Here is a 20830-nt window from a genome sequence, read left to right on the forward strand (position 1 = left end):
CGGGAGCCACCCTCACTGTGAAGGATACCAATGAACAAGAGAGTTGGCGCATACGCGGCCGCCCTCGCCTCGGTGCTGGGCGCGGCCTGCGCGGACCTTGACGTCACGAACTCGAACTCGCCTCCGGCGCCCACGGGCGACCCGACGCCGGTCGTGATCGAGAGCCTGCTGGCGGGATCGTTCCGCAACTACCACCTGGCTACGCACAGCGAAGGCGGAATCACCCTCGCGATGAGCGTGGCGGCCGACGAGCACACGTCGAGCGCCGGCAACTTCGCGATGATCGACTTCTACCAGGAGCCGCGCCGCCAGATCGACAACTTCCCGCAGTACAGCAACTCCCCGGTGCTGAACTACACCTGGGACCGCCTGTACCTCGTGCTGTCGTCGGCGCGCACGGTGATGACGCCCATCAGCCGTCCGCAGAGCCCGGTGAAGGTGATCATCGCCGGGGAAGACAACACGATCCGCGCCAAGGCCTTTGCGCGGTTCATGCAGGGAATCGCGACCGGCGTGGTGGCTTCCACGTACGACCGCGGCTACCGCCTGGACGAGACGACGCCGGCCGACGTGGCCCCGACGCTGCTGTCGCACGATGAGATGCTGGCCCTGTCGCTGGCCTACCTTGACGAGGCCATCACGCTCGCCAACGGCAACAGCTTTCAGATCCCGGCGGGGTGGATCCCCACCGACCTGACGCTGAACAGCGCCGAACTGGCGCGCCTTGCGCACTCGTACAAGGCCCGCTTCATGGCGTGGGAAGCGCGCACGCCGGCGGAGCGCGCGGCGGTGAACTGGGATGCCGTGATCACCGAGACGGGCCTGGGCATCACCGACGACTTCAACATCATCATCGACGACGTCGTGTACGCCAACGGCCTCGTGTACCAGACCCTTCCGGGCTGGGGCTGGTGGGACCTGCGCTACGCCGGCATGGCCGAAACGACGGGCAACCTGTACCAGGCGTGGGCCGCGACCCCGCTGGGCCAGCGCCAGCCGTTCCGCTTCGGCTCGCTGGACGCGCGCTTCCCGGCCACCACGGCCATCGACGACGCGGGCCTGTACGTGTACAACACCGGCTTCGTGGGCGGCAACGCGGACCGCGGCACGTACAACTGGTCGGAGTACGGCGACTATCGCTGGTCGGAATACTGGGAGGCCTCGGACGTGCCGATGCCCGACATGACCGCCCGCGAGATCCAGCTTCTGCGCGCGGAAGGCATGTTCCGCAAGGGCAACCTGGCCGGCGCCGTGGCGATCATCAACGAGACGCGCGTCGGCAACGGCGAGCTTCCCCCGGTGACCACCGCCGGCATCCCCGACGGCCCCTCGACCTGCGTTCCGCAGCTGGCCAACGGCCAGTGCGGCAACCTGTTCGAGGCGCTCAAGTGGGAGAAGCGCACCGAAGTCTACGGCATCACGCTGGGCGACTGGTTCTTTGACAGCCGCGGCTGGGGCGACCTGATCGAGGGCACGCCGATCCAGTTCCCGATTCCGCCCAAGGAAAGCGCCGGCCTGGGCCTGGCGCCGTACACCTTTGGCGGCGTGGGCGGCAACTGCTCCGCCGGCGGCACCTGCGTCGCGGTTCAGTAAGCAGTCATGACCGCCGTGCCCGGACCCGGTCCGGGCACGGCGGCGGCGAACCGTTGTGGTACGCTCTTCCAAACGGCCCGCCGGCGTACGCTGGCGGGCCGTTCCCGTTCTTTTTCCCTCTCCTATGAACACGTGATCATGCTGAGGAAGTCCGCCCTTGTGGCGCTCACGGCCGCGCTGGCGCTGGGCGCCTGCGCCCCCGCCCCCGGTGCCTCCACCGGCGCAGCGCCCTCCGCCGCCCGGTCGTCGGACCCCAACCGCCTCACCCTGGCGGAGATCGAGTCCGCGCCGGGGATGAGCACCGCCTACGACGCGGTGCAGCGGCTGCGGCCCGCATGGCTGCGCGTGACCGGCGCCCGCGCGAGCGACGGGCAGATCGCGGTGTTCCAGAACGGCACCCGGATGGGCACCGTGGAGGCGCTGCGCCAGATTTCGCTCGAGGTGGTGGGCTCCATGCGCTACCTGGACTCGGTGGACGCGAACAACCAGCTGCAGGTGTCGGGGATGGGGCCCATCGCGGGTGCCATCATCGTGAGCACGCGCGGACGCTGAGCCGCGCGCGTGCGGGCGCGGCTCAGCGTCCGCACGCGGAACCGCGCTCCGCCGCGCCGACATCCCGCAGCCGCAGGGTTCTCCCGCGCGGATGGCGGCGCGGCGGGAACGGACGGCCGCCGGCCGCCGCGATCCGGTGCGGACAGGGGCTGGCGCGCGTGCCCGCCTTTGCGGTCAGAATCGTGCGGACTGCGGCGTTCAGACTGGTCCTTGAAGGTGGCTCCCTATCATGCCCGGTGGGGCAGGAGGCAACGATGCTGCGACCTTTGGTGCTGTCGATCGTGCTGGCGCTGGTGTCCCTTCCCGCCGCGGCCCAGAGCTGGGTTTCCGGGCGGCTGATGGATTCGCGCGACGGCGGCCCGGTGGCGCGGGGGAGCGTCGTTCTGCTCACCGATGGGGGCCGCTTTCAGCGGGAGGTGCAGACCGACTCGCTGGGGGTGTTCTGGTTCGACGGCGTCACGCCCGGACGGTTCCGGCTGCGCGCCTCGCGCGTGGGGTACAACACCGCGCAGAGCGGCTATCTGAACCTGTCGCACAACGACACCGTCGTGGTGGACATCCGGGTTTCCGTCACCGAGGTGCTGCTGGACCCGGTGACGGTGGTGGCCCGCTCGGCGCCGCGAAGCAGCGCCATGCTGCGCGGCTTCTACGACCGCAAGGAGCGCGGAATGGGGCGGTACCTGACCCGCGACCACATCCAGGCCCGCAACGCGTCGGTGGTGAGCGACCTGCTGCTCACCATTCCCGGGGTGCGCTCCGGCGGATGGCAGCCGGGCGGGCGGCAGCTCTTCTTTTCGCGCGCCATCCGCAGCGGGCCGGGCGGGTGCCCGGTGCAGTTCTTTGTGGACAACGTGCACGTCAACCGCACCAGCGGCGTGGCGGCGCTCGGCTCGTCGCGCCTGGCGGCGCGCGACACCATCGGCATGTCGCAGGGCAGCGACCCGTTTCAGCCCTCCATCGACGAGATCGTGGATCCGCAGGCGGTGGAGGGAATCGAGGTGTATCCCGGCCTGGGCAGCGTGCCGGCGGAGTTCTCTAGCCCGGAAGCGCGCTGCGGAACCGTGGTGATCTGGACCCGACGCGGCTACCAGGACTGATCGCCCCCGTCCCGCGCGGGCTGGCTCTCCGGCCCGCCGCAAAGGCCGCCGCGCGAAGCTCGCGCGGCGGCCTTTGCCGTTGCGCGGCGGGGCGCGCGGACGCGCCCGGCTGGTCCAACCTTTGCGCCTGCGCACGAACATGGCAGACGCAAACCCATCCAGTGAGCGGCGCCGCGGCCAGGACCGGCGCCAGCGCCCCGGCGGAGGCATGCGCCCTCCGCGCTTTTCCGTTTTCCCCATCGTGCTCGTGCTTCTGGGGCTGCTGCTGGTTTCGCAGCTGCTGAAGCCCACGGGCGCCCAGAAGATCAGCTACAGCGAGCTCAAGAACCGCATCTCGGCGCGGCAGGTGAAGGAGGTCACCATCGGCCAGACGGTGGTGGAGGCCATTCCCGTCGACAGCATCAGCGCGGGCAAGGGCCCGGACCGCTGGCGCGCCGAAAAGGTGGACGATCCCTCACTGGTCACGCTGCTGGAGGCGCGCCAGATCCGCTTTCAGGCGCAGCCCCGCAGCGGGTGGAGCCCGTTCCTGGTCTTCCTGCTCCCCCTGCTGCTGATGGTGGGGCTGTGGATGTTCATGCTGCGGCGGATGAACCCCACCCAGGGTGTGCTGACGGTGGGAAAGAGCCGCGCGCGCATCGTGGGCGAAGAGGGAACGGGGATCTCGTTTGACGACGTCGCCGGCGTGGACGAGGCCAAGGTGGAGCTCCAGGAGATCGTGGAGTTCCTCAAGACGCCGGAGAAGTTCGTCAAGCTGGGCGCCAAGATCCCCAAGGGGGTGCTGCTGGTGGGCCCTCCGGGAACCGGCAAGACGCTGATTGCCCGCGCCGTGGCGGGAGAGGCGGGGGTGACCTTCTTCAGCATCTCCGGCGCGGAGTTCGTGGAGATGTTCGTGGGGGTGGGCGCGGCCCGCGTGCGCGACCTGTTCGGGCAGGCCAAGGCGCAGGCGCCGTGCATCATCTTCATCGACGAGCTGGACGCGCTGGGCAAGGCGCGCTCGCCGGGGAACATGCTGGGCGGCAACGACGAGCGCGAGCAGACGCTGAACCAGCTGCTGGTGGAGATGGACGGGTTCGATCCGCGGCTGGGCGTCATCATCATGGGCGCCACCAACCGGCCGGAGATCCTGGACCCCGCGCTGCTGCGCCCGGGCCGCTTTGACCGCCAGGTGCTGGTGGACCGCCCGGACGTGAACGGCCGCCTCGCGATCCTCAAGATCCACTCGCGCGGCATCACCCTGGGCGAGGATCTGGACCTGGAGCGCATCGCGCGGCGCACGCCGGGCTTCGTGGGCGCGGACCTGGCCAACCTGCTGAACGAGGCGGCGCTGCTGGCCGCGCGGCGCGACAAGTCTGCCGTGACCATGCAGGAGGTGGACGAGGCGGTGGACCGCATCGTGGCCGGGCTGGAAAAGAAGAACCGGCTGATCAACGACAAGGAACGCACCATCGTGGCCTACCACGAGGCCGGCCACGCCATCGTGGCGGAGCGGGTGCCCACGGCGGACCCGGTGCACAAGATCAGCATCATTCCGCGCGGCGTGGCGGCGCTGGGGTACACGCAGCAGCTGCCCACGGAAGACCGCTACCTGCTGCAGAAGCAGGAGCTGATGGACCGCATCGCGGTGCTGCTGGGCGGGCGCGTGGCGGAAGAGATCGTCTTTGACGAGATCAGCACCGGCGCGGGCAACGACCTGGAGCGGGTGACGGAGCTGGCGCGCAGCATGGTGACGGAATACGGCATGTCGCGCGAGCTGGGGCCCGTAAACCTGGCCGGACCGCGCCGCAGCCAGTTTCTGCAGCAGGACGGCGGGATGCAGCAGCGCAACTACTCGGAAGAGACGGCGCGCGCCATCGACGCGGAAATCCGCGGCCTGATCGACGGCACATATGAGCGGGTGCGCCGCATTCTGACGCAGGACCGCGCGATTCTGGAAACGCTGTCGCAGCGGCTGCTGGAAAAGGAAGTGGTGGACGAGGCGGAGCTGCGGGAGATCATGGGCCTGCCCGTTCGCAAGCACGAGCCCCTGCCCCAGCGCGTGGTGCAGCCGCCGCCGGTGAACGGCACGGAGCAGGCGGCGGCATCGCCCCCGTCCGGCGCCACGGCCGCGCGGCGGGGCGGCCGGCCCAAGAAGTAACGCCCGCCCCGCGCGAGCGGGACGGTTTTCAGCCACGACACGCGATCGCGTTCGCGAACCTGGAGGAACCGGTGGAGAAAGACCCGCGCTACGAGGACAAGAGCCCGCACATGGCGGACGAGCAGGACCAGCCGGAGCCGGAGCGTCCCACGACGCCGACGGAAAAGCGGCTGGACGGCCCGGAAGACAAGCCGTCGCAGGCCGAAGGCGAGCGGGATTCATCCGCCGAGTAGGACCGGGACGGCGGCAGAAGGAGGGAGGGCGCATGCGGGACGTGCGCCCTCCCTCGCCGTTTGGGGGGATGCTCGCTGGACGACGGCGGCTGGCGATGGCAGGTAATCGGCGGATGACCACGCCGAGTCCCCATCCATCGTGTTCCGTTGAGCCCTGAACATCGTCGATCACCGTCGATCAGGAACGCCGGTGATCGCCGGTCTCGCCGGGCGTGAGACGCGGACCGAAGCCGATCCACATCCATCAAACGTCCACGAAGCTGCTTCCGTCGCAGGCACACGGGTGCGCGCGGCGGGTACGCAGGGGCGATCGCGCCCGCGCTGGCGCAGGGGTTGCACCCGCGTCGCGTGCGGCCTGCACCGCGGTCCGGCCCCGGCCGGACCTCATGGACCGAGGTTTACCAGGACAGATGCACTTTCGACGTTTGCCGCGCCTCTTTCCGGCGCTGATTGCCGCCGCCCTGCTGGCCGGCTGTTCCGCCGTGGGGGTGGGCTCGCGCTCGTCCGCGCCCGATCCGCGCGTTGCCGCGCCGCCCGCGGACCAGCCGCCCGTTCGCCGCGACCTCAAGTACGTGGTGGTGGACGTGGAGGCCAACGAACTGCGCTTCATGGACGGCCAGACCGTGCTGTGGCGCGCGCCGGTGGGCACCGGAACGGGCTTCCGCCTGGCGGGCACCGACCGCCACTGGAATTTCAATACGCCCAGCGGCACCATGTACGTGCAATTCAAGGAGCAGAACCCCACCTGGATCATTCCCGACTGGTGGTTCATCGAAAATAAGCGCCCCATTCCCCCGGAGAACTCGCCGCTGCGCCGGCAGGAGGGCGGGCTGGGCGCCGCCGCGGTCTACCTGGGGAACGAGCTGGCCATCCACGGTACGGACAAGCCCGAGCTGCTGGGCCGCCGCGTGTCGCACGGCTGCATCCGGCTGAGCGACGCCAACGCGCTGCGCCTGTTTCACAACGTGCAGGTGGGGACGCCGGTGGTCATCGTGGGGACGGCGCCGCTGCTGGGCGAGCAGCCGGACAGCGTGGCTGCCTTCACCCGCGCCGCGCGCCGGGTGACCCGCGCGCCCAATCCGCTGGACCGCCTGTCCACCGCCGCGCTGCTGACCCGGCTGGAACGCCAGCTGGGCGCGGCGGACACGGCCGCCGCGTGGACCGCCACCGCGCACACGCTGCTGGAGCGGGGATTGAAGGAAGACGCCCCGGCGCTGCGCGGACTGCTTTCCCGCGCGCGGCAGGCGGGGACGGAAGCTCGGCGCGACGAGTACGGGACCTTTCTGGCGGACGCGTTCTCGCGCGGGTCGCTGCGGGTGACGGTGAGCCTGAACCGCATTGACGCGGACGCGCGGGAGCGCGCCGCCGCCGACATCGTGGACGCGACCATGGGGTTGTGGCACGGCGGGCTGGACGACCAGACGACGCCCTGGCCCACGCGCCGTGTTCCGCGCGACCGGCTGGGGCCGGAGGGGCAGGCGGGCTGGCTGGCCATTCAGCGCGCGGAAGAGGCGTACCGCACCCGCTTCGGCGCCTCTCGCGCCCGCACCGCGGGGAGGAACTGATGGCGGATTCGCTGATCGGCCGGCAGGACCTGCACGCGCACACCACCATGTCCGACGGCGATCTGCCGCTGGAGCGCGTGATCGAGCTGGCGCGCGAGCGCGGGGTGATGATCGGCATCGCCGACCACATCTCGCGGCGCAACGTGGACCGGTTCGTGGCCACCGAGGCGCAGCTGCAGCACTACCTGGAGGTGCTGGAAGCGCCCATGGTGTTCCGCTCCGGCGAGTTCTGCTGGTGCGACGACTTCGCGCTGTCGCTGCCGCAGGAGGTGCTGGACCGGTTCGACTACCGCATCGGCAGCAACCACGGCTTCAACCTTCCCGGCGGGGGGATGGGCTCTCCCTGGTGGCAGAAGCTCCCCGATCCGTGGGGAACGCGCCCGCAGGAGCTGATGGACGCCATGGTGGACGAGCTGTGCCGGATGGTGAAGGCCATGCCCATCCACATCGCGGCGCACAGCACGCTTACGCCGCCCGCGCTGTACGAGATGGAAAGCGACGTGCATGCGTGGTGGACGGAGGCGCGCGAGGACCGGTGGATCGAGGCGCTGCGGGCCAGCGGGGTGGCGCTGGAGATCAGCAACCGCTACCGTCTGCCGCATGACCGGCTCCTGGTAAAGGCGCGGGAAGCGGGGGTCCGGTTCTCGCTGGGGAGCGACGGGCACACGGAGGCACAGGTAGGCCGCCTGGAGTGGGCCGCCGAAACCGCGCGGCGGGTGGGGTACACGGACGCGCTTCTGTTCGTACCCGAGCGGCGGCGCTAGAGCAGGACTTACGCGGTACGGAACCGACACGGGGGAGATTGATGCGAGAGGACGAGGCGGGGCGGCCCATCGGCGACCCGGACGGACGTGCCGGCGGGCAGGGATTTCCGGCGCGCGGCGAGGCGATCCCGGAGCGGATCCAGCCGGTGACGGAGCGTGCGTCCCAGGGCCCGGCGGGTCCGGCGGTGCCGGGCTCCGAGGTGCGGCGCGATCCGGGCTCCATCCGGGCGGAGGACACGGAGCCGTACGTGGGGCTGCAGTACATCGCGCGGCTGTTCAAGATCGTCGCGCTGATCGTGCTGGTGGCGATCTTTGCCGAGGTGGTGGCCGGGCTGATGTTCGAGGCCAGCTCGGAAACGCAGGCGTGGCCGGAACTGGTGCTGAACCTGATGGCCGAGGTCATTCAGGGCGGCGTGCTTTCCGCCATGCTGTGGGGCGCGGGCGACCTTACCCTGCTGCTGATCGACGTGGGCCACGACGTGCGCGCGGGCCGCGTGCTGCTGGGCCGCATGTCGGCGCGCATGGGTGCCGCGGACTTCGCCCCGCGCCGCCGCGAACGTGGAGGCGAGCCTCCCGCGGCCGACCTGCCGCCGCGTCCCACGGGCGACCCCCGCACGCCGCGCTGACGGATCGATCCGGGACTGTCTTCCGTCCCGGCGCGGGTTGACTGGACGCGGGCATCGGCCATGAGAGCCGGTGCCCGCGTTCGTCCATCCGCCACCGTCGAACGCCGTCCGCGCATCCTCTATCACCGACTGCGATCGGGATCGATGGTGATCATGGATGATCGTCATCCGCAGGTCATGAGCTACGGACGGGATGCCGTTCATCGACGCCATCCGATGAACGTCATCCGATGAACGTCATCCGATGACTGGGATGGTCGTGCCGGCGGTCATCGGCCGGCAGGATCGTCATCCACGGAGGCTCATCCAGCGGAGGGAACGGATGACGGGCGGAAGGGTCCCATGGTCCCCCCGCTGGCTTCCATGGCGCCGGGGTGCTAAATCTCTCGCTGCTCCATCGCGCAACCCTCGATCCCGCTCCCGAATGCGTCATCTCCTCCCGCTGCCGGCGCTTGCCGCGGCCCTGCTGATCGCCGCGCCGGCCTCCGCCCAGGAACGCGTCGAATACGACATCCGCTTTCCCAACCGCGTGCACCACGAGGCGGAGGTGACGGCCACCTTCACCGGCGTGCCCGCCGGACACCCCCTGGAGGTGCGCATGAGCCGCACCTCGCCGGGCCGGTACGCGCTGCACGAGTTCGCCAAGAACGTCTACGGCGTCCGCGTGACGGACGGCCGCGGGCGCGCGCTGCAGGCGGAGCGCTCCGACCCCAGCGGGTGGACTGTGGCCGGCCACGACGGCACGGTGCGGGTGCAGTACACGCTGTTCGGCGACCGCGTGGACGGCACCTACACCGCGGTGGACGCCACGCACGCGCACCTGAACATGCCCGCCACCTTCATGTGGGCGCGGGGAATGGAGCGGGCGCCCATCCGCGTGCGCTTTGACCGGCCGGACGGGTGGCGCGTGGCCACGCAGCTTGCGCCCACGCCCGACAGCGCCGTGTTCACCGCGCCCAACCTGCAGTGGTTCATGGATTCGCCCGCCGAGGTGAGCGACTTTGACCTGCGGACGTGGACGGTGGCGGGCCCCGGCGGGCGCACGTACACCATGCGCATGGCCATGCACCACCTGGGCACGGACGCGGAGCTGGACCGCTACGTGGAAAAGACCAAAAAGGTGGTGGCGGAGGAAATCGCCATGTGGGGCGAGCCGGCGGCGTACGACAACGGCACCTACACTTTTCTGGCGGATTACCTGCCCTGGGCCTCGGGCGACGGGATGGAGCACCGCAACAGCACGGTGATCACCGCGCCGGCCTCGCTGGCGCAGGCGGAGATGGGACTGCTGGGCACGGTGTCGCACGAGTATTTCCACTCGTGGAACGTGGAGCGCCTGCGCCCGCGCTCGCTGGAGCCGTTCAACTTCACCGAAGCCAACATGAGCGGCGAGCTGTGGTTCGCCGAAGGCTTCACCAGCTACTACGACGCGCTGTTCATCCGCCGCGCGGGGCTCAGCGACGACGCGGAGTACGCGTCGGAAGCGGGCGGCACGGCCAACGCGGTGGTGAACGCGGCGGGGCGGCGCTTCTTTTCCCCGGTGGAGATGGCGAAGCAGGCGCCGTTCGTGGACGCGGCGGTTTCCATCGACCCGGTGAACCGCGGCAACACCTTTCTGAGCTACTACACCTGGGGCGCGGGGATCGGGCTGGGGCTGGACCTTACGCTGCGGTCGCGCTTCAACAACATCACGCTGGACGACTTCATGCGCGCCATGTGGCGCCAGTACGGCCGCGAGCAGACGCCGGCGCTGGCGCCCGCGCGTCCGTACACCGTGGCCGACCTGCGCCGCGTGCTGGGCGAGGTCACGCGCGACACGGCGTTCGCCAACGACTTCTTCCGCCGCTACGTGGAAGGGCGCGAGGCGGTGGACTACGCCCCGCTGCTGGCGCGCGCCGGGTACCTGCTGCGCAAGTCGCAGGCGGGGCGGCCCTGGCTGGGCGGGCAGATCGACGACGCGCAGGGCGGGGGCGTGCGCCTGACCCAGCCCTCGCTGTACGGCGGGTCCCTGTACTCCGCCGGGCTGGACATCGGCGACGTGATCCGCTCGGTGGACGGGCAGCTGGTGGCCAACGCCGCCGCGCTGCGCACGCTGCTGCAGGGCAGGCAGGCGGGCGACCGCCTGCAGGTGGAGGTCGTCTCCCGCGGCACGACACGCACGGTGGCGATGGCGCTGGTGGAGAACCCCGCGCTGGAAGCGGTGCCGTACGAGGCGGCGGGAATGACGCTGACGCCGGAGATGCGGGCGTTCCGCGAATCGTGGCTGGGATCGAGGGCCGGGCGGTGAGCGGGAAAGTGATGCCGCGCGTGCCCCTTCTCTGGGGAATGGTGATTCTGATGACGACCGCGGCTTCCTGCGGCGGCGACGGCACCGCGGACCGGTCCGGCACGCAGACGCCGCCCCCGGGCCCGCCCGCGCCCGTGGTGGCGGTGGACCAGGTGCGCAGCTATCCGCACGACACGGCCAGCTTTACGCAGGGCCTGGTGTGGCAGGGCGGCAATCTGTACGAAAGCACGGGGCGCTACGGAACGTCCACGGTGCGGCAGGTGGAACTGGAGACGGGGGCGGTCATCCGCAGCACGCCGCTGGCGCCGCAGTACTTTGCGGAAGGGCTGGCGTTGGTGGGCGACAGCCTGTTTCAGCTCACGTGGCGGGAAGGGGTCATGTTCGTCTATGACCGCGCCACGCTGCGGCCGGGGCGGCAGATCAGCTACCAGGGCGAGGGCTGGGGGCTGACGACGGACGGCCGCTCGCTGATCATCAGCGACGGCAGCAGCTACCTGACGTTTCTGGACGCGCGGACGCTGAATCCGCAGCGCACGGTGCAGGTAGTTGACGCCGGGCAGGGCGTGAACGACCTGAACGAGTTGGAGTGGGTGAAGGGTGAGGTGTGGGCCAACGTATGGCACACCAACCGCATCGCCCGCATCGATCCGCAGACGGGGCAGGTGAAGGGATGGCTGGATCTGGCGGCCCTGGTTCCGCCCGTGAGCGACCCCGAGGGCGTGCTGAACGGCATCGCCTACGACTCGCAGACCAACCGGCTGCTGGTGACGGGAAAGCTCTGGCCGAAGATCTTTGAGATCCGCATCCCGTCGCTCGGCATCGGGCAGTAGGCTGTTCGTTGGATGAACGTCGCGAGCCCGCCCTTCCGTCCGGAAGGCGGGCTCGCGTGTTTCGGTCGATGACGGGAACCGCAGGCCGCGTCGCGCTCGTCCGCCTCAGCGCAACGCACGCCGAGGTCGCGATGGCGAGGGGATGCGCGAGCGGGGGTCTGTCTTCTGCTGGCACATCGCCCGGCGCTAAGTCAGGATGATATGCTTCGGCGCAGTCGATCCTCCGCGTGAAACTCGCCGGGGCGGAGGTGCGTACCAAGGCGAGTGTCGGAGGCAGGCCGTTCGCATTCACCGTCAGGCCCACCATGCTCCTCGTTATCCGCTTTCTCTTCCGGACTCTGCTCACCGGCCTCGTCACCAAGGGCCTGGGCAAGTTCTTTCCGCTGGTCCGCAGGCTTCTCGCCCTGATCTGGCGCTAGACCGAACGGCACCGCCTGCCGCATCACGGGCGCTCCGTCCACCGACGGGGCGCCCGCCGCGCGTTGTGCACTTGCCCTCCGTCCCCGTCCCCACGACCTTTGCGCGGTTCGCCGTTCTCCCCTTTCGGCTCTGATGGACCGCATGCACGAAAGCCCGTCGCCCCTGCTCGCCATTCCCGGCCTGCCGCTGCCCCCGTTGTACCCGGGCGGCTTCTTTCCCCCGTTCGGCATCGCCGCGGCGGGCGGATCGGCAGAGCTGGCGGACGCGGATGCGGCGCGGCGCGCGATGGACTGGGAGCAGGCGCGGACGAGCGCTTCGCGGGCCGAAGCCGTCGCGCGCGAGGCGGACGACGTGCCCGCGACCGCCGCCGCGCGCATCGAGCACGCCTGCACGGATCTGCTGGCGGGCGAGCTGGAGCGCGCCGCGTCGTACGCACGCGAGGTGCTGGCGGAGAGCGCCGGCCTGCCGCGCCTGGCCAAGTTCGCGGCGGCGCTGGTGGATGCCATCGCGAGCGGCCTCGCCGGCCGCGCAGACGAAGCGCTCGCCAAGCTGACGGACGCGGAACGCCACGCGCAGGCTGCGGGCGACGTGGGCCTGGTGCTGATCCGCGTCAACCGCGCCGCCGTCCGCGCAAGCACGGGCGTGTTCGACGAAGCCGAGCGCGACGCGTCCAGCGCGCAGCGCGCCGGCCGCCGCGCCAAGGACGACGAAGCCGCGGCCATCGGCGCTCTCTCCCTCGCCATCGCGCACCTGGCTCGCGGCCGCCGCGCCGCCGCGCGCTCCCGCCTGGGCGACGCGCTGCGCACCTTTGAGCGCACGGGCGACGTGCTGCGCCAGATCCAGTGCCATCACCTGCTGGGCGAGGTGGCGTGGGACGGCGAGGACGCGATCCGCGCCGGCGGCCACTATCGCGACGGCCTCTCGCTCGCCCGCCCGGCGAACGCGCTGCCGATCGTGGAACTGCTGACGCTGCGCTTCGAACACCGCTGACGTTCATCCCTCGACAAAAAGGCCCGCCGGAATCATCCGGCGGGCCTTTTCGTCATCCATCCAAGTCCCGTCACCACGTGCGCCCCTCCGCGATCAGCTGTTCGGCCCGGTCCGCGCCCATGGGCTCGGCGATCAGAAAGCCCTGCACGTGATCGCACCCCATCTCGCGGAGCGCCTCCAGCTGTTCACTCGTTTCCACGCCTTCCGCCACCACGCGAACACCAAGGATGTGCGACATGTTGATGATGGCGTGCACCAGCTGCCCGCTGCGCGGATCGCGGTCCATCCGGCTGACGAACGAGCGGTCCACCTTGAGAATGTCCAGCGGAAAGCGGTGCAGGTAGCCGAGCGACGAGTAGCCGGTGCCGAAGTCGTCCATGCACAGCCCGACGCCGATTTCGCGCAGCTGGTGCAGCACGCGGATGGCCGCCTCCTCATCCTCCAGCAGCACGCCCTCCGTCAGTTCCAGACGGATGCGCGACGGAGCGACGCCGCACCCGTTGAGCGTGGATGCCAGGTGCTCCGCCAGGTCTGGCTGGGCGAACTGCACGGGAGACAGGTTGATGGCCATGGTGAGGCGGGCGTTGCCCGGGTCCCTGCTCCAGCGGGCCACCTGCGCGCAGCACTGCTCAATCACCCACCGTCCGATGGGAAGGATGAGCCCCGTTTCCTCGGCGATGGGGATGAACTCCAGCGGCGGAACGTCGCCGCGCTCCGGATGCCGCCACCGCAGGAGCGCTTCGAACCCCTCGATGCGCCCCGAGTGCAGAGAAACGAGCGGCTGGTACAGGAGCCGCAGCTCCTCGCGCTCCAGCGCCCGCCGCAGATCCGTTTCCAGCCGCAGGCGCGCCATTGCCTGCGCGTGCATCCCCCGGTCGAACACCTCGTAGCGGTTCTTGCCCAGCGACTTGGCCCGGCTGAGCGCGGCGTCGGCGTCGCGCAGCAGCTCTTCCGCGCCCTCCTGCCCCGTGCCGGAAAAGGCGATGCCGATGCTGGCGCTGGCGAACACCTCGTGCCCGTCCGGCGAGAACGGCGCGGCGATGGCGGCCAGCAGCCGGTCGGCCAGGTGCGTCGCCTCGATGGGGCTCTGAATCCCCTCCAGCAGCACGGTGAACTCGTCGCCGCCAAAGCGCGCCAGCGTGTCGGCCGGCTGCAGCGCCGCCTCCAGCCGGCTGGCCAGTTCGGTCAGCAGCCGGTCGCCCGCGCCGTGCCCCAGGCTGTCGTTGACGACCTTGAAGCGGTCCAGGTCCAGAAACAGGACGGCAAGTGACGCGTGGTCGCCGCGGCGCACCCGCTCCGCCGCGTGGTCCAGCCGGTCCACAAAGAGCACGCGGTTGGGCAGGCCGGTAAGCGAGTCGTGCAGGGCGCCGTACGCCAACTGCTCCTGCGCGCGCTTGCGGGTGGTGATGTCGTGAATGATTCCCTGGTAGCCCAGGATCGCGCCGTCCGGCCCGCGCCGCAGCGAGGCGGAAACGAGCACGTCCAGCGTTTCGCCGTCGCGGCGCAGCAGGCGCACCTCGAAGTCGCGGATGGACTCGCCGCGGGTGATCTCGTCCCGGAAGCGACGCCGGTCGCCCGGGTTGGCGTACAGGTCGGTGACGCGCATGGACAGAAGCTGCTCGCGGCTGTCCGCGAACATCTCCACCGCCGCCTGGTTCACGTCCACGAAGCGGCCGTCCAGCGTGGTGATGTAGATGGCGTCGCGCGACTGCTCAAAGAGGCTGCGGTAGCGCTCCTCGCTGGCGCGCAGCGCCTGCTCCACCGCGCGCCGCGGGGTCACGTCGCGCGCGAAGCCCTGCACCGTGGCGGGGCCGCCCGGCTGCCCCACCGCGGTTTCCACCAACTCCAGCGCCACCTCGTGCCCGTCGCGGTGCCGCGCGGCCAGCGACAGAATGCGCGGCGCCTCGCCCGCGCCCGGCACCGGAAGGCCGGCATGCTCCTCATCCGCGGAAAAGACGGATCGGGGGCGGCCCGCCAGCTCCTCCGGCGCGTATCCCAGCACCTGCGCCACGGATGAGGACAGGTACACCAGCCGTCCCGCCGCGTCCGCGGTGTAGAAGAAGACGGTGTCGCTGCCGGCCATCATCAGCCGATAGCGCTCCTCGCTCAGCCGCAGCGCATCCTCCGCGCGGCGGCGGTCGGTGATGTCGCGGTTGACGCCCAGCGCGCCCAGCAGCTGCCCGTCGTCATCGCGCAGAGGCACGACGATGGTTTCCGACGTCCCCTCCGTACCATCCTTGCGGCGAAAGCGGATTTCGCCCTGCCAGCGGCCCTCGCGCTCCAGGTGGTCGAATACCTCCCTGCGCAGCGACTCGGCGCGGTGGTGCCCCAGCCACATCTCCGGCCCGCGGCCGCGCGCTTCCTCGCGCGACCAGCCGTAGATGCGCTCCGAGGCGCGGTTCCAGGTGACCATCTTCCCGTGGACGTCGGTGATCATCACCGCGTCGTACAGGTTGTCGAACACCAGCGCCTGCCGCCGCAGCGTGGCCTCGGCCTGCTTGTGCGCGGTGATGTCGAACGCGGTGCCCAGCGCGGCCGCTTCGCCCCGGTAGTGCACGATGCCGGCGGCGAACTCCACCCACCGCTCTTCGCCGTCCTTGCGGATCACGCGAAAGGGGTAGCGGTTGGGGACGGGTTCGCCCCGCTGCCGGGCCAGGCCGCGCTCGCGCACCATCTCGCGGTCCGCGGGGTGCACGATGTCCCAGAAGCTTACGCCCAGCAGCTCGTCGCGCGTGTAGCCGGTGAGCTCTTCCGCGCCGGCGTTCACGTAGCGGAACCGCGTGCCCTGGTACACGAAGGTGGCGGCGGCCACGGTTTCCGCGAGTTCGCGGAACTGGCGGTCGCTTTCGCGTAGCGCCTCGGTCGTACGGTCCAGCTCGGCGACGTCGCTCTGCAGGCGGCGGTACCGGTCCAGCAGCTCGCGCCCGTCCACGTCCGCGTGCAGCAGCGTGGCGAGCTCGTCCGTGCGGCGCAGCGCATCGTCCAGGTCGCCGAGCAGCGCGCGCCAGGGGGACGGAATCCCCTCCAGCACGCCCAGGTGCCGCTCGGCCAGGCGGCGGAGGTCGTGGTGCAGCTCCGCCGCGGGAGGCGTGGCGGAAGTCATCGGACCGAGCCTGTGGGCATGGGTCCTCCGGGGGCCGGGGAAGGCGGAAATCAGGATACGTCGCAGTATATCCGCATTTCCCTCGCCGCGCCAAGTAGAAAAATCAAAGCCCCGCGTCCCCGCGCCGCGCGGAGGGATTAACGCCTCTGCAAAGCCCGCCCTCCACCGCGATTCCACCGTCGCCGCCGCCCCCGTGCCCGCCCGTCCGTTTGCGAAATCCGCCGGTTTCCGCATGCGGATCGTCCGTTCCGCGCGGCGGAAACTCCGCGAAATCCGCCGCGCTACCAGCGGCGGTCCTGAGCCAGCAGGGCGAGCATGGCCTCCGCGTCCAGCGCGGGGGAGATCAGGTAGCCCTGCGCGTGGTCGCACCCCAGCGCCCGCACGCGGTCCAGCTGGGCGGGCGTTTCCACTCCTTCCGCCACGGTCTGCAGGCCCAGCCCGCGCGCCAGCCCCGCGATGGCGGCCAGCACCGGCGCGCCGCGCGCTTCGTCCTCCGCCAGGAACGAGCGGTCTACCTTTACGCCGTCCATGGGCAGGCGGTGCAGGGCGGAAAGGGAGGAGAATCCCGTCCCGAAGTCGTCCATCCACGTCGCCGCGCCGAGGGACCGAAGGCGGCCCAGCACGGCGGGCGCGTCGCCGCCCGCGTCCATCAGCACGCTTTCGGTGATCTCCAGCCGGAGCCGGCCGGGCGCCACGCCGCCGCGCTCCAGCGCCATCTTCACCTGGTCTGCCAGCTCCGCCTGCGCGAACTGGCGGACGGAAACATTCACGCTCACCGAAAGCTCCCCGGCGGCGGGGAGCACGGCGCTCCACGCACCCAGCTGCGCGCAGGCGGTGTCCAGCACGTGCCGGCCGAGGCGGAGAATGAGCCCCGTTTCCTCCGCGCAGGCGATGAACTCGGCCGGCGGCACCCATCCGCGCTCCGGATGCCGCCACCGGGCGAGCGCCTCCATCCCCGTGATCCGCCCGCTGGCGAGATGGACAATGGGCTGGTAGTGGACGCTGATCCTCCCCTGGTCCAGCGCGCGGCGCAGGTCCGTTTCCAGCCGCAGGCGGGCGAGCGCGCGGGTGTGCATCCCCTGCTCGTACACGGCCCAGCCGCCGGGGCCGGCCGCCTTGGCGCGGTACATGGCCGCGTCCGCGCCGCGCATCAGCGCCTCCGCGCCGCCCGCGCACCCCGGGCCCGGCGCGATCCCGATGCTGGCGGAGGCAAAGACCTCGTATCCCTCCAGCACCACCGGCTCCGTCAGGGCTCGGTGGATGGATTCCGTTGCGCGGACCGCCGCCTGGACGGAGACCGAGGGCAGGAGCACGGCGAACTCGTCCCCGCCCAGGCGCGCCACCGTGCCCGCCTCGCCCGCGCACCCGCGCAGCCGCCCGGCGACGGCGGCCAGCAGCCGGTCTCCCGCGGGGTGTCCCAGGCTGTCGTTGAGGATCTTGAAGCGGTCTAGGTCCAGACAAAGGACGGCGAACTCCCCGTCTCCGCGCCGCGCGCGATCCAGTTCACCCTCCAGGCGGTCCATGAAGCCGCGCCGGTTGGCGAGCCCGGTGAGCGGATCGTGCAGCGCCCCGCGCGGGCGCTCCCCGGCCGCACGCGGCGGGGCTCCGTCCTCCCCGGACGGGTGCACGCGGCGGAGCGGCCGCCGCACAGGGCGCGACCAGCGGAGCTCGCGTGGGCCCACGCGAGCCTCCGCCACAGGGATAACGAGTTGGGCGGACACGATCCGTCCGCCGCCGTTCCACGCGGAGTCCGCCATCTCGCGCAGGACGTCCGCCCGCTCCTCCGCCGTCCGTGGCGGCACCTCGTGCACCAGGCCGATGACGCCGGCGATGGATCCGTCCGCCGCGCGGTGCGGAACGTACTGCACCCAGATCCACCCGGAGCGCACGCCGGGAACGTGGTAGCGGCGGTCGGGAAGGCAGACGGATTCACCGCCCAGCACGCGCCGCAGCACCGGCTCCAGCCGCTCGTCGCGCAGGTGCGGATGGATTTCCAGCGCGTTGCGGCCCAGGACAGACGGCGCGGAAAGCCCCGTCATCCGCTCCATGAAGCGGTTCCACGCCAGGTAGCGGAAGTCGCGGTCGCACACCGCGACGCCGACGGTTTCGCTCATGGCCAGTGCCTGGAAGAGCGCGTCGGGGATGCCGTCCGGGCACTCGGAATCCGCCACGACTGCACGTATCGGCCCGAAAGTGCCGGATGGTGTCGCTGGCGGGCGGAGCTGGGTGGAGAGGCGGACCATGGCCACACGTCGGCTGGAGGAGACAGACAACGAGAACGGAGCGGACAAACTAGTGTCCACTCCGTTCAGAGCGCAAGCATTCCGTCACCGCGTGGCCAAAGCAGACAGCCAGTGTTTCCGCCGAAAAAACGCGTTCGTGGCGGCTTGTGCACTACCAGCGCCGCTGTTCCGCCAGCAGCGCGCGGATCCCCTCCGGGTCCAGCGGGCGCGAGATCATGTATCCCTGCGCGTACTCGCAGTTCAGCGACCGCACCAGCTCCATCTGTTCCACCGTCTCCACCCCTTCGGCGATCACGGCCAGCCCCAGCCCGTGGGCCAGCGTGGCGATGGTGGCCACCATCTGCGTGGTCGCGGGTTCGCCGGGCACGCGCGACACGAAGCTGCGGTCGATCTTGAGCCCGTCCAGCGGCAGCGTGTGCAGCGAGCTGAGCGACGAGTAGCCGGTGCCGAAGTCGTCCATCTGCACCTGGATGCCGATCTCCTTCAGCTGCCGCAGCATGGCGCCAGCCGAGCCGGGATTGTCGATGATGGCGCTTTCGGTGATTTCCAGCTTCAGGTGCCGCGGGTCCAGTCCCGTGTCGCGGAGCGCGGCGCGGATCACATCCACCAGGTCGCGCTGGCCCAGCTGCTTTGCGGACAGGTTGACGCTGAGCGCGATGCGGGCGTCGCGGAACTCGCGCCGCCATTCCGCCAGCTGCGCGCACGCCGCGTTCAGCACCCACACGCCCAGGGGAAGAATGATCCCCGTCTCCTCCGCCACCCCCACGAAGTCCGCGGGCGAGATGCGGCCGCGCAGCGGATGGTCCCACCGCAGCAGCGCCTCCAGCCCCACCATGGCTCCCGTGCGGAGCGAGACAATCGGCTGATAGACGAGGCTGAACTCGTCGCGGCTCAGCGCCCGGCGCAGGTCTGTTTCCAGCGACAGCCGCTCCACCGCGCGCGCGTGCATCTCCGCGTCGAACACCTCGCAGCTGAGCGTGGCGGATGACTTGGCGCGGTACATGGCCATGTCGGCGTTGCGCAGCAGGTCCTCGGGCCGCTCGCCCCCGCTTTCCGCCAGCGCGATGCCGATGCTGGCCGCGGTGAACAGCTCGTAGTCGCCCAGCGTGACCGGCTCGGCCAGCGACGAGGCTACGCGCCCGGCGATGAGCGTGGCTTCCCCGGCCGCTTCCAGGCCGTCCAGCAGCACGGCGAACTCGTCGCCGCCAAAGCGCGCGACCGTGTCCGTCAGGCGGACGGCGGCGCGGATGCGGTCGGCCACCACGTTCAGCAGTTCGTCGCCCACGTGGTGGCCCAGCGAGTCGTTGACCACCTTGAAGCGGTCCAGGTCCAGAAAGAGAACGGCGCACACTCCGCTTTCCCGCCGCCGCACGCGCAGCAGCGCCGTCGTCAGCCGCTCCATGAACAGGTGGCGGTTGGGCAGCCCGGTGAGCGGATCGTGCAGCGCCTGGTGAATGAGCCGGTCCTCCACCCGCTTCTGCTCCGTCACTTCTTCGCCAAAGACGTGCACCGCGTTCAGCGACGGCTGCGGATGGTACGTCCAGGTAAAGACGCGCGGGCCCACGGTGGCCTCGCGGTGGCGGATTCCGGCGGACTGCTGCAGGCAGCGGCGGATGAGCGATTCGTGGTCGCGCGGAAGCAGGGCGGCGGGCCCGTCCAGCCGCATGTCCAGAATCAGCCGCTCCGCCGCGGGGTTCACGTACTGCGGCGCCCCGGCCAGGTCGCATTCCAGCAGGGGATTGGGCGACTGCTCGGGGATGGCGGCCAGGCGGCGGATCTGGTCGTCGCGGCGGCGGCGCTCGGTGACGTCGCGGGAGTTCACCACCACGCCGCGCACCACCGGGTCCAGCAGCAGGTTGCGCCCCACGCCCTCGAAGATGCGCCAGCTTCCGTCGCGGTGCCGCACGCGCACCTCCAGCGGGAGCCCCGTGGAGGGCACGGCGCGCGCCCTGACCAATTCTTCCAGGATGCGGGCCGCGTCCTCCGGGTGCACCAGGTCCATCACGTTGGCGCCGATCAGCTCCTCGGGCTCGTAGCCCAGCAGGCGCTTGACGGAGGGCGTGATGTAGCGCGTGGTGCGGTCGGCGTTGATGACGTGGATGACGTCGCGCGCGTTTTCCACCAGTGAGCGGAAGTACGCCTCGCTTTCGCCCCGCGCGGCTTCCGGGCCGGGGAGCGCGGGCGGATCGTCGGACGGCGGGAGGATCGAGTACGGCCGGTCGGTGACGGGCACAGCGGGGCGGGGACGAGGAGACGGGGCGGCGAAGTGCCGGCCCGGGCGCAAGCAGTGATGTGGGTGATGTTTGTCGAACGATAACGGATTGCGGTGTGTCACGCCACGGCGGAATCCGGCCGCCATCGATCCGCCAGATTGGCCCGCCCGCCCCGCCGGA

The 20830-nt window shown here is 70.7% G+C and carries 14 protein-coding genes; 11 read left to right on the plus strand and 3 right to left on the minus strand.

Going from position 1 to position 20830, the window contains the following annotated elements; genetic code table 11:
* Nucleotides 1–30 precede the first annotated feature (30 nt).
* The 11 genes from HNQ61_RS11065 to HNQ61_RS11115 all read left to right on the plus strand — a co-directional run bounded on the left by HNQ61_RS11065 (nucleotide 31) and on the right by HNQ61_RS11115 (nucleotide 13091).
* A complete protein-coding gene (locus HNQ61_RS11065) occupies nucleotides 31–1593 on the plus strand; it encodes a RagB/SusD family nutrient uptake outer membrane protein (protein WP_170034486.1) in 1563 nt (520 codons plus the stop codon).
* A gap of 138 nt (nucleotides 1594–1731) precedes the next feature.
* Nucleotides 1732–2145, plus strand: a complete 414-nt coding sequence (locus tag HNQ61_RS11070) for a hypothetical protein (RefSeq protein ID WP_183685644.1) — start codon at nucleotides 1732–1734, stop codon at nucleotides 2143–2145.
* A 254-nt stretch (nucleotides 2146–2399) separates the two neighbouring features.
* Complete coding sequence (locus HNQ61_RS11075) at nucleotides 2400–3242, plus strand: carboxypeptidase regulatory-like domain-containing protein (protein ID WP_170034488.1); 843 nt, start codon at nucleotides 2400–2402, stop codon at nucleotides 3240–3242.
* Between the two features lie 208 nt (nucleotides 3243–3450).
* Nucleotides 3451–5376 (plus strand): ATP-dependent zinc metalloprotease FtsH, encoded by a 1926-nt coding sequence (gene ftsH, locus HNQ61_RS11080; RefSeq protein ID WP_170034489.1) that lies wholly within the window; start codon nucleotides 3451–3453, stop codon nucleotides 5374–5376.
* A 71-nt stretch (nucleotides 5377–5447) separates the two neighbouring features.
* Nucleotides 5448–5609, plus strand: coding sequence for a hypothetical protein (locus tag HNQ61_RS11085; protein WP_170034490.1), 162 nt, complete (start codon nucleotides 5448–5450; stop codon nucleotides 5607–5609).
* Nucleotides 5610–6019: 410 nt separating this feature from the next.
* Nucleotides 6020–7174, plus strand: coding sequence for a L,D-transpeptidase (locus HNQ61_RS11090; RefSeq protein ID WP_170034491.1), 1155 nt, complete (start codon nucleotides 6020–6022; stop codon nucleotides 7172–7174).
* Nucleotides 7174–7938 (plus strand): hypothetical protein, encoded by a 765-nt coding sequence (locus tag HNQ61_RS11095; protein ID WP_170034492.1) that lies wholly within the window; start codon nucleotides 7174–7176, stop codon nucleotides 7936–7938. Before HNQ61_RS11090 ends, HNQ61_RS11095 begins: the two co-directional genes overlap by 1 nt.
* Nucleotides 7939–7979: 41 nt before the next feature.
* On the plus strand, nucleotides 7980–8564 hold the full coding sequence (locus HNQ61_RS11100; RefSeq protein WP_170034493.1) for a hypothetical protein: 585 nt from the start codon (nucleotides 7980–7982) through the stop codon (nucleotides 8562–8564).
* Between the two features lie 424 nt (nucleotides 8565–8988).
* Complete coding sequence (locus tag HNQ61_RS11105) at nucleotides 8989–10851, plus strand: M61 family metallopeptidase (RefSeq protein WP_170034495.1); 1863 nt, start codon at nucleotides 8989–8991, stop codon at nucleotides 10849–10851.
* An 11-nt stretch (nucleotides 10852–10862) separates the two neighbouring features.
* Nucleotides 10863–11681 (plus strand): glutaminyl-peptide cyclotransferase, encoded by an 819-nt coding sequence (locus HNQ61_RS11110; protein ID WP_170034497.1) that lies wholly within the window; start codon nucleotides 10863–10865, stop codon nucleotides 11679–11681.
* Between the two features lie 552 nt (nucleotides 11682–12233).
* On the plus strand, nucleotides 12234–13091 hold the full coding sequence (locus HNQ61_RS11115; protein WP_170034499.1) for a hypothetical protein: 858 nt from the start codon (nucleotides 12234–12236) through the stop codon (nucleotides 13089–13091).
* A 70-nt stretch (nucleotides 13092–13161) separates the two neighbouring features.
* Here HNQ61_RS11115 and HNQ61_RS11120 read toward each other — a convergent pair whose 3' ends face one another.
* The 3 genes from HNQ61_RS11120 to HNQ61_RS11130 form a co-directional block, all read right to left on the minus strand.
* Nucleotides 13162–16194 (minus strand): PAS domain S-box protein, encoded by a 3033-nt coding sequence (locus HNQ61_RS11120; RefSeq protein WP_170034500.1) that lies wholly within the window; start codon nucleotides 16192–16194, stop codon nucleotides 13162–13164.
* Nucleotides 16195–16475: 281 nt separating this feature from the next.
* Nucleotides 16476–18365: an EAL domain-containing protein gene (locus tag HNQ61_RS11125; protein WP_170034502.1), complete on the minus strand. Its 1890-nt coding sequence runs from the start codon at nucleotides 18363–18365 to the stop codon at nucleotides 16476–16478.
* Nucleotides 18366–18588: 223 nt separating this feature from the next.
* Nucleotides 18589–20670 (minus strand): EAL domain-containing protein, encoded by a 2082-nt coding sequence (locus HNQ61_RS11130; protein WP_170034504.1) that lies wholly within the window; start codon nucleotides 20668–20670, stop codon nucleotides 18589–18591.
* Nucleotides 20671–20830 lie beyond the last annotated feature (160 nt).

Source organism: Longimicrobium terrae, from assembly GCF_014202995.1.
In the GTDB taxonomy this organism is placed as follows: domain Bacteria; phylum Gemmatimonadota; class Gemmatimonadetes; order Longimicrobiales; family Longimicrobiaceae; genus Longimicrobium; species Longimicrobium terrae.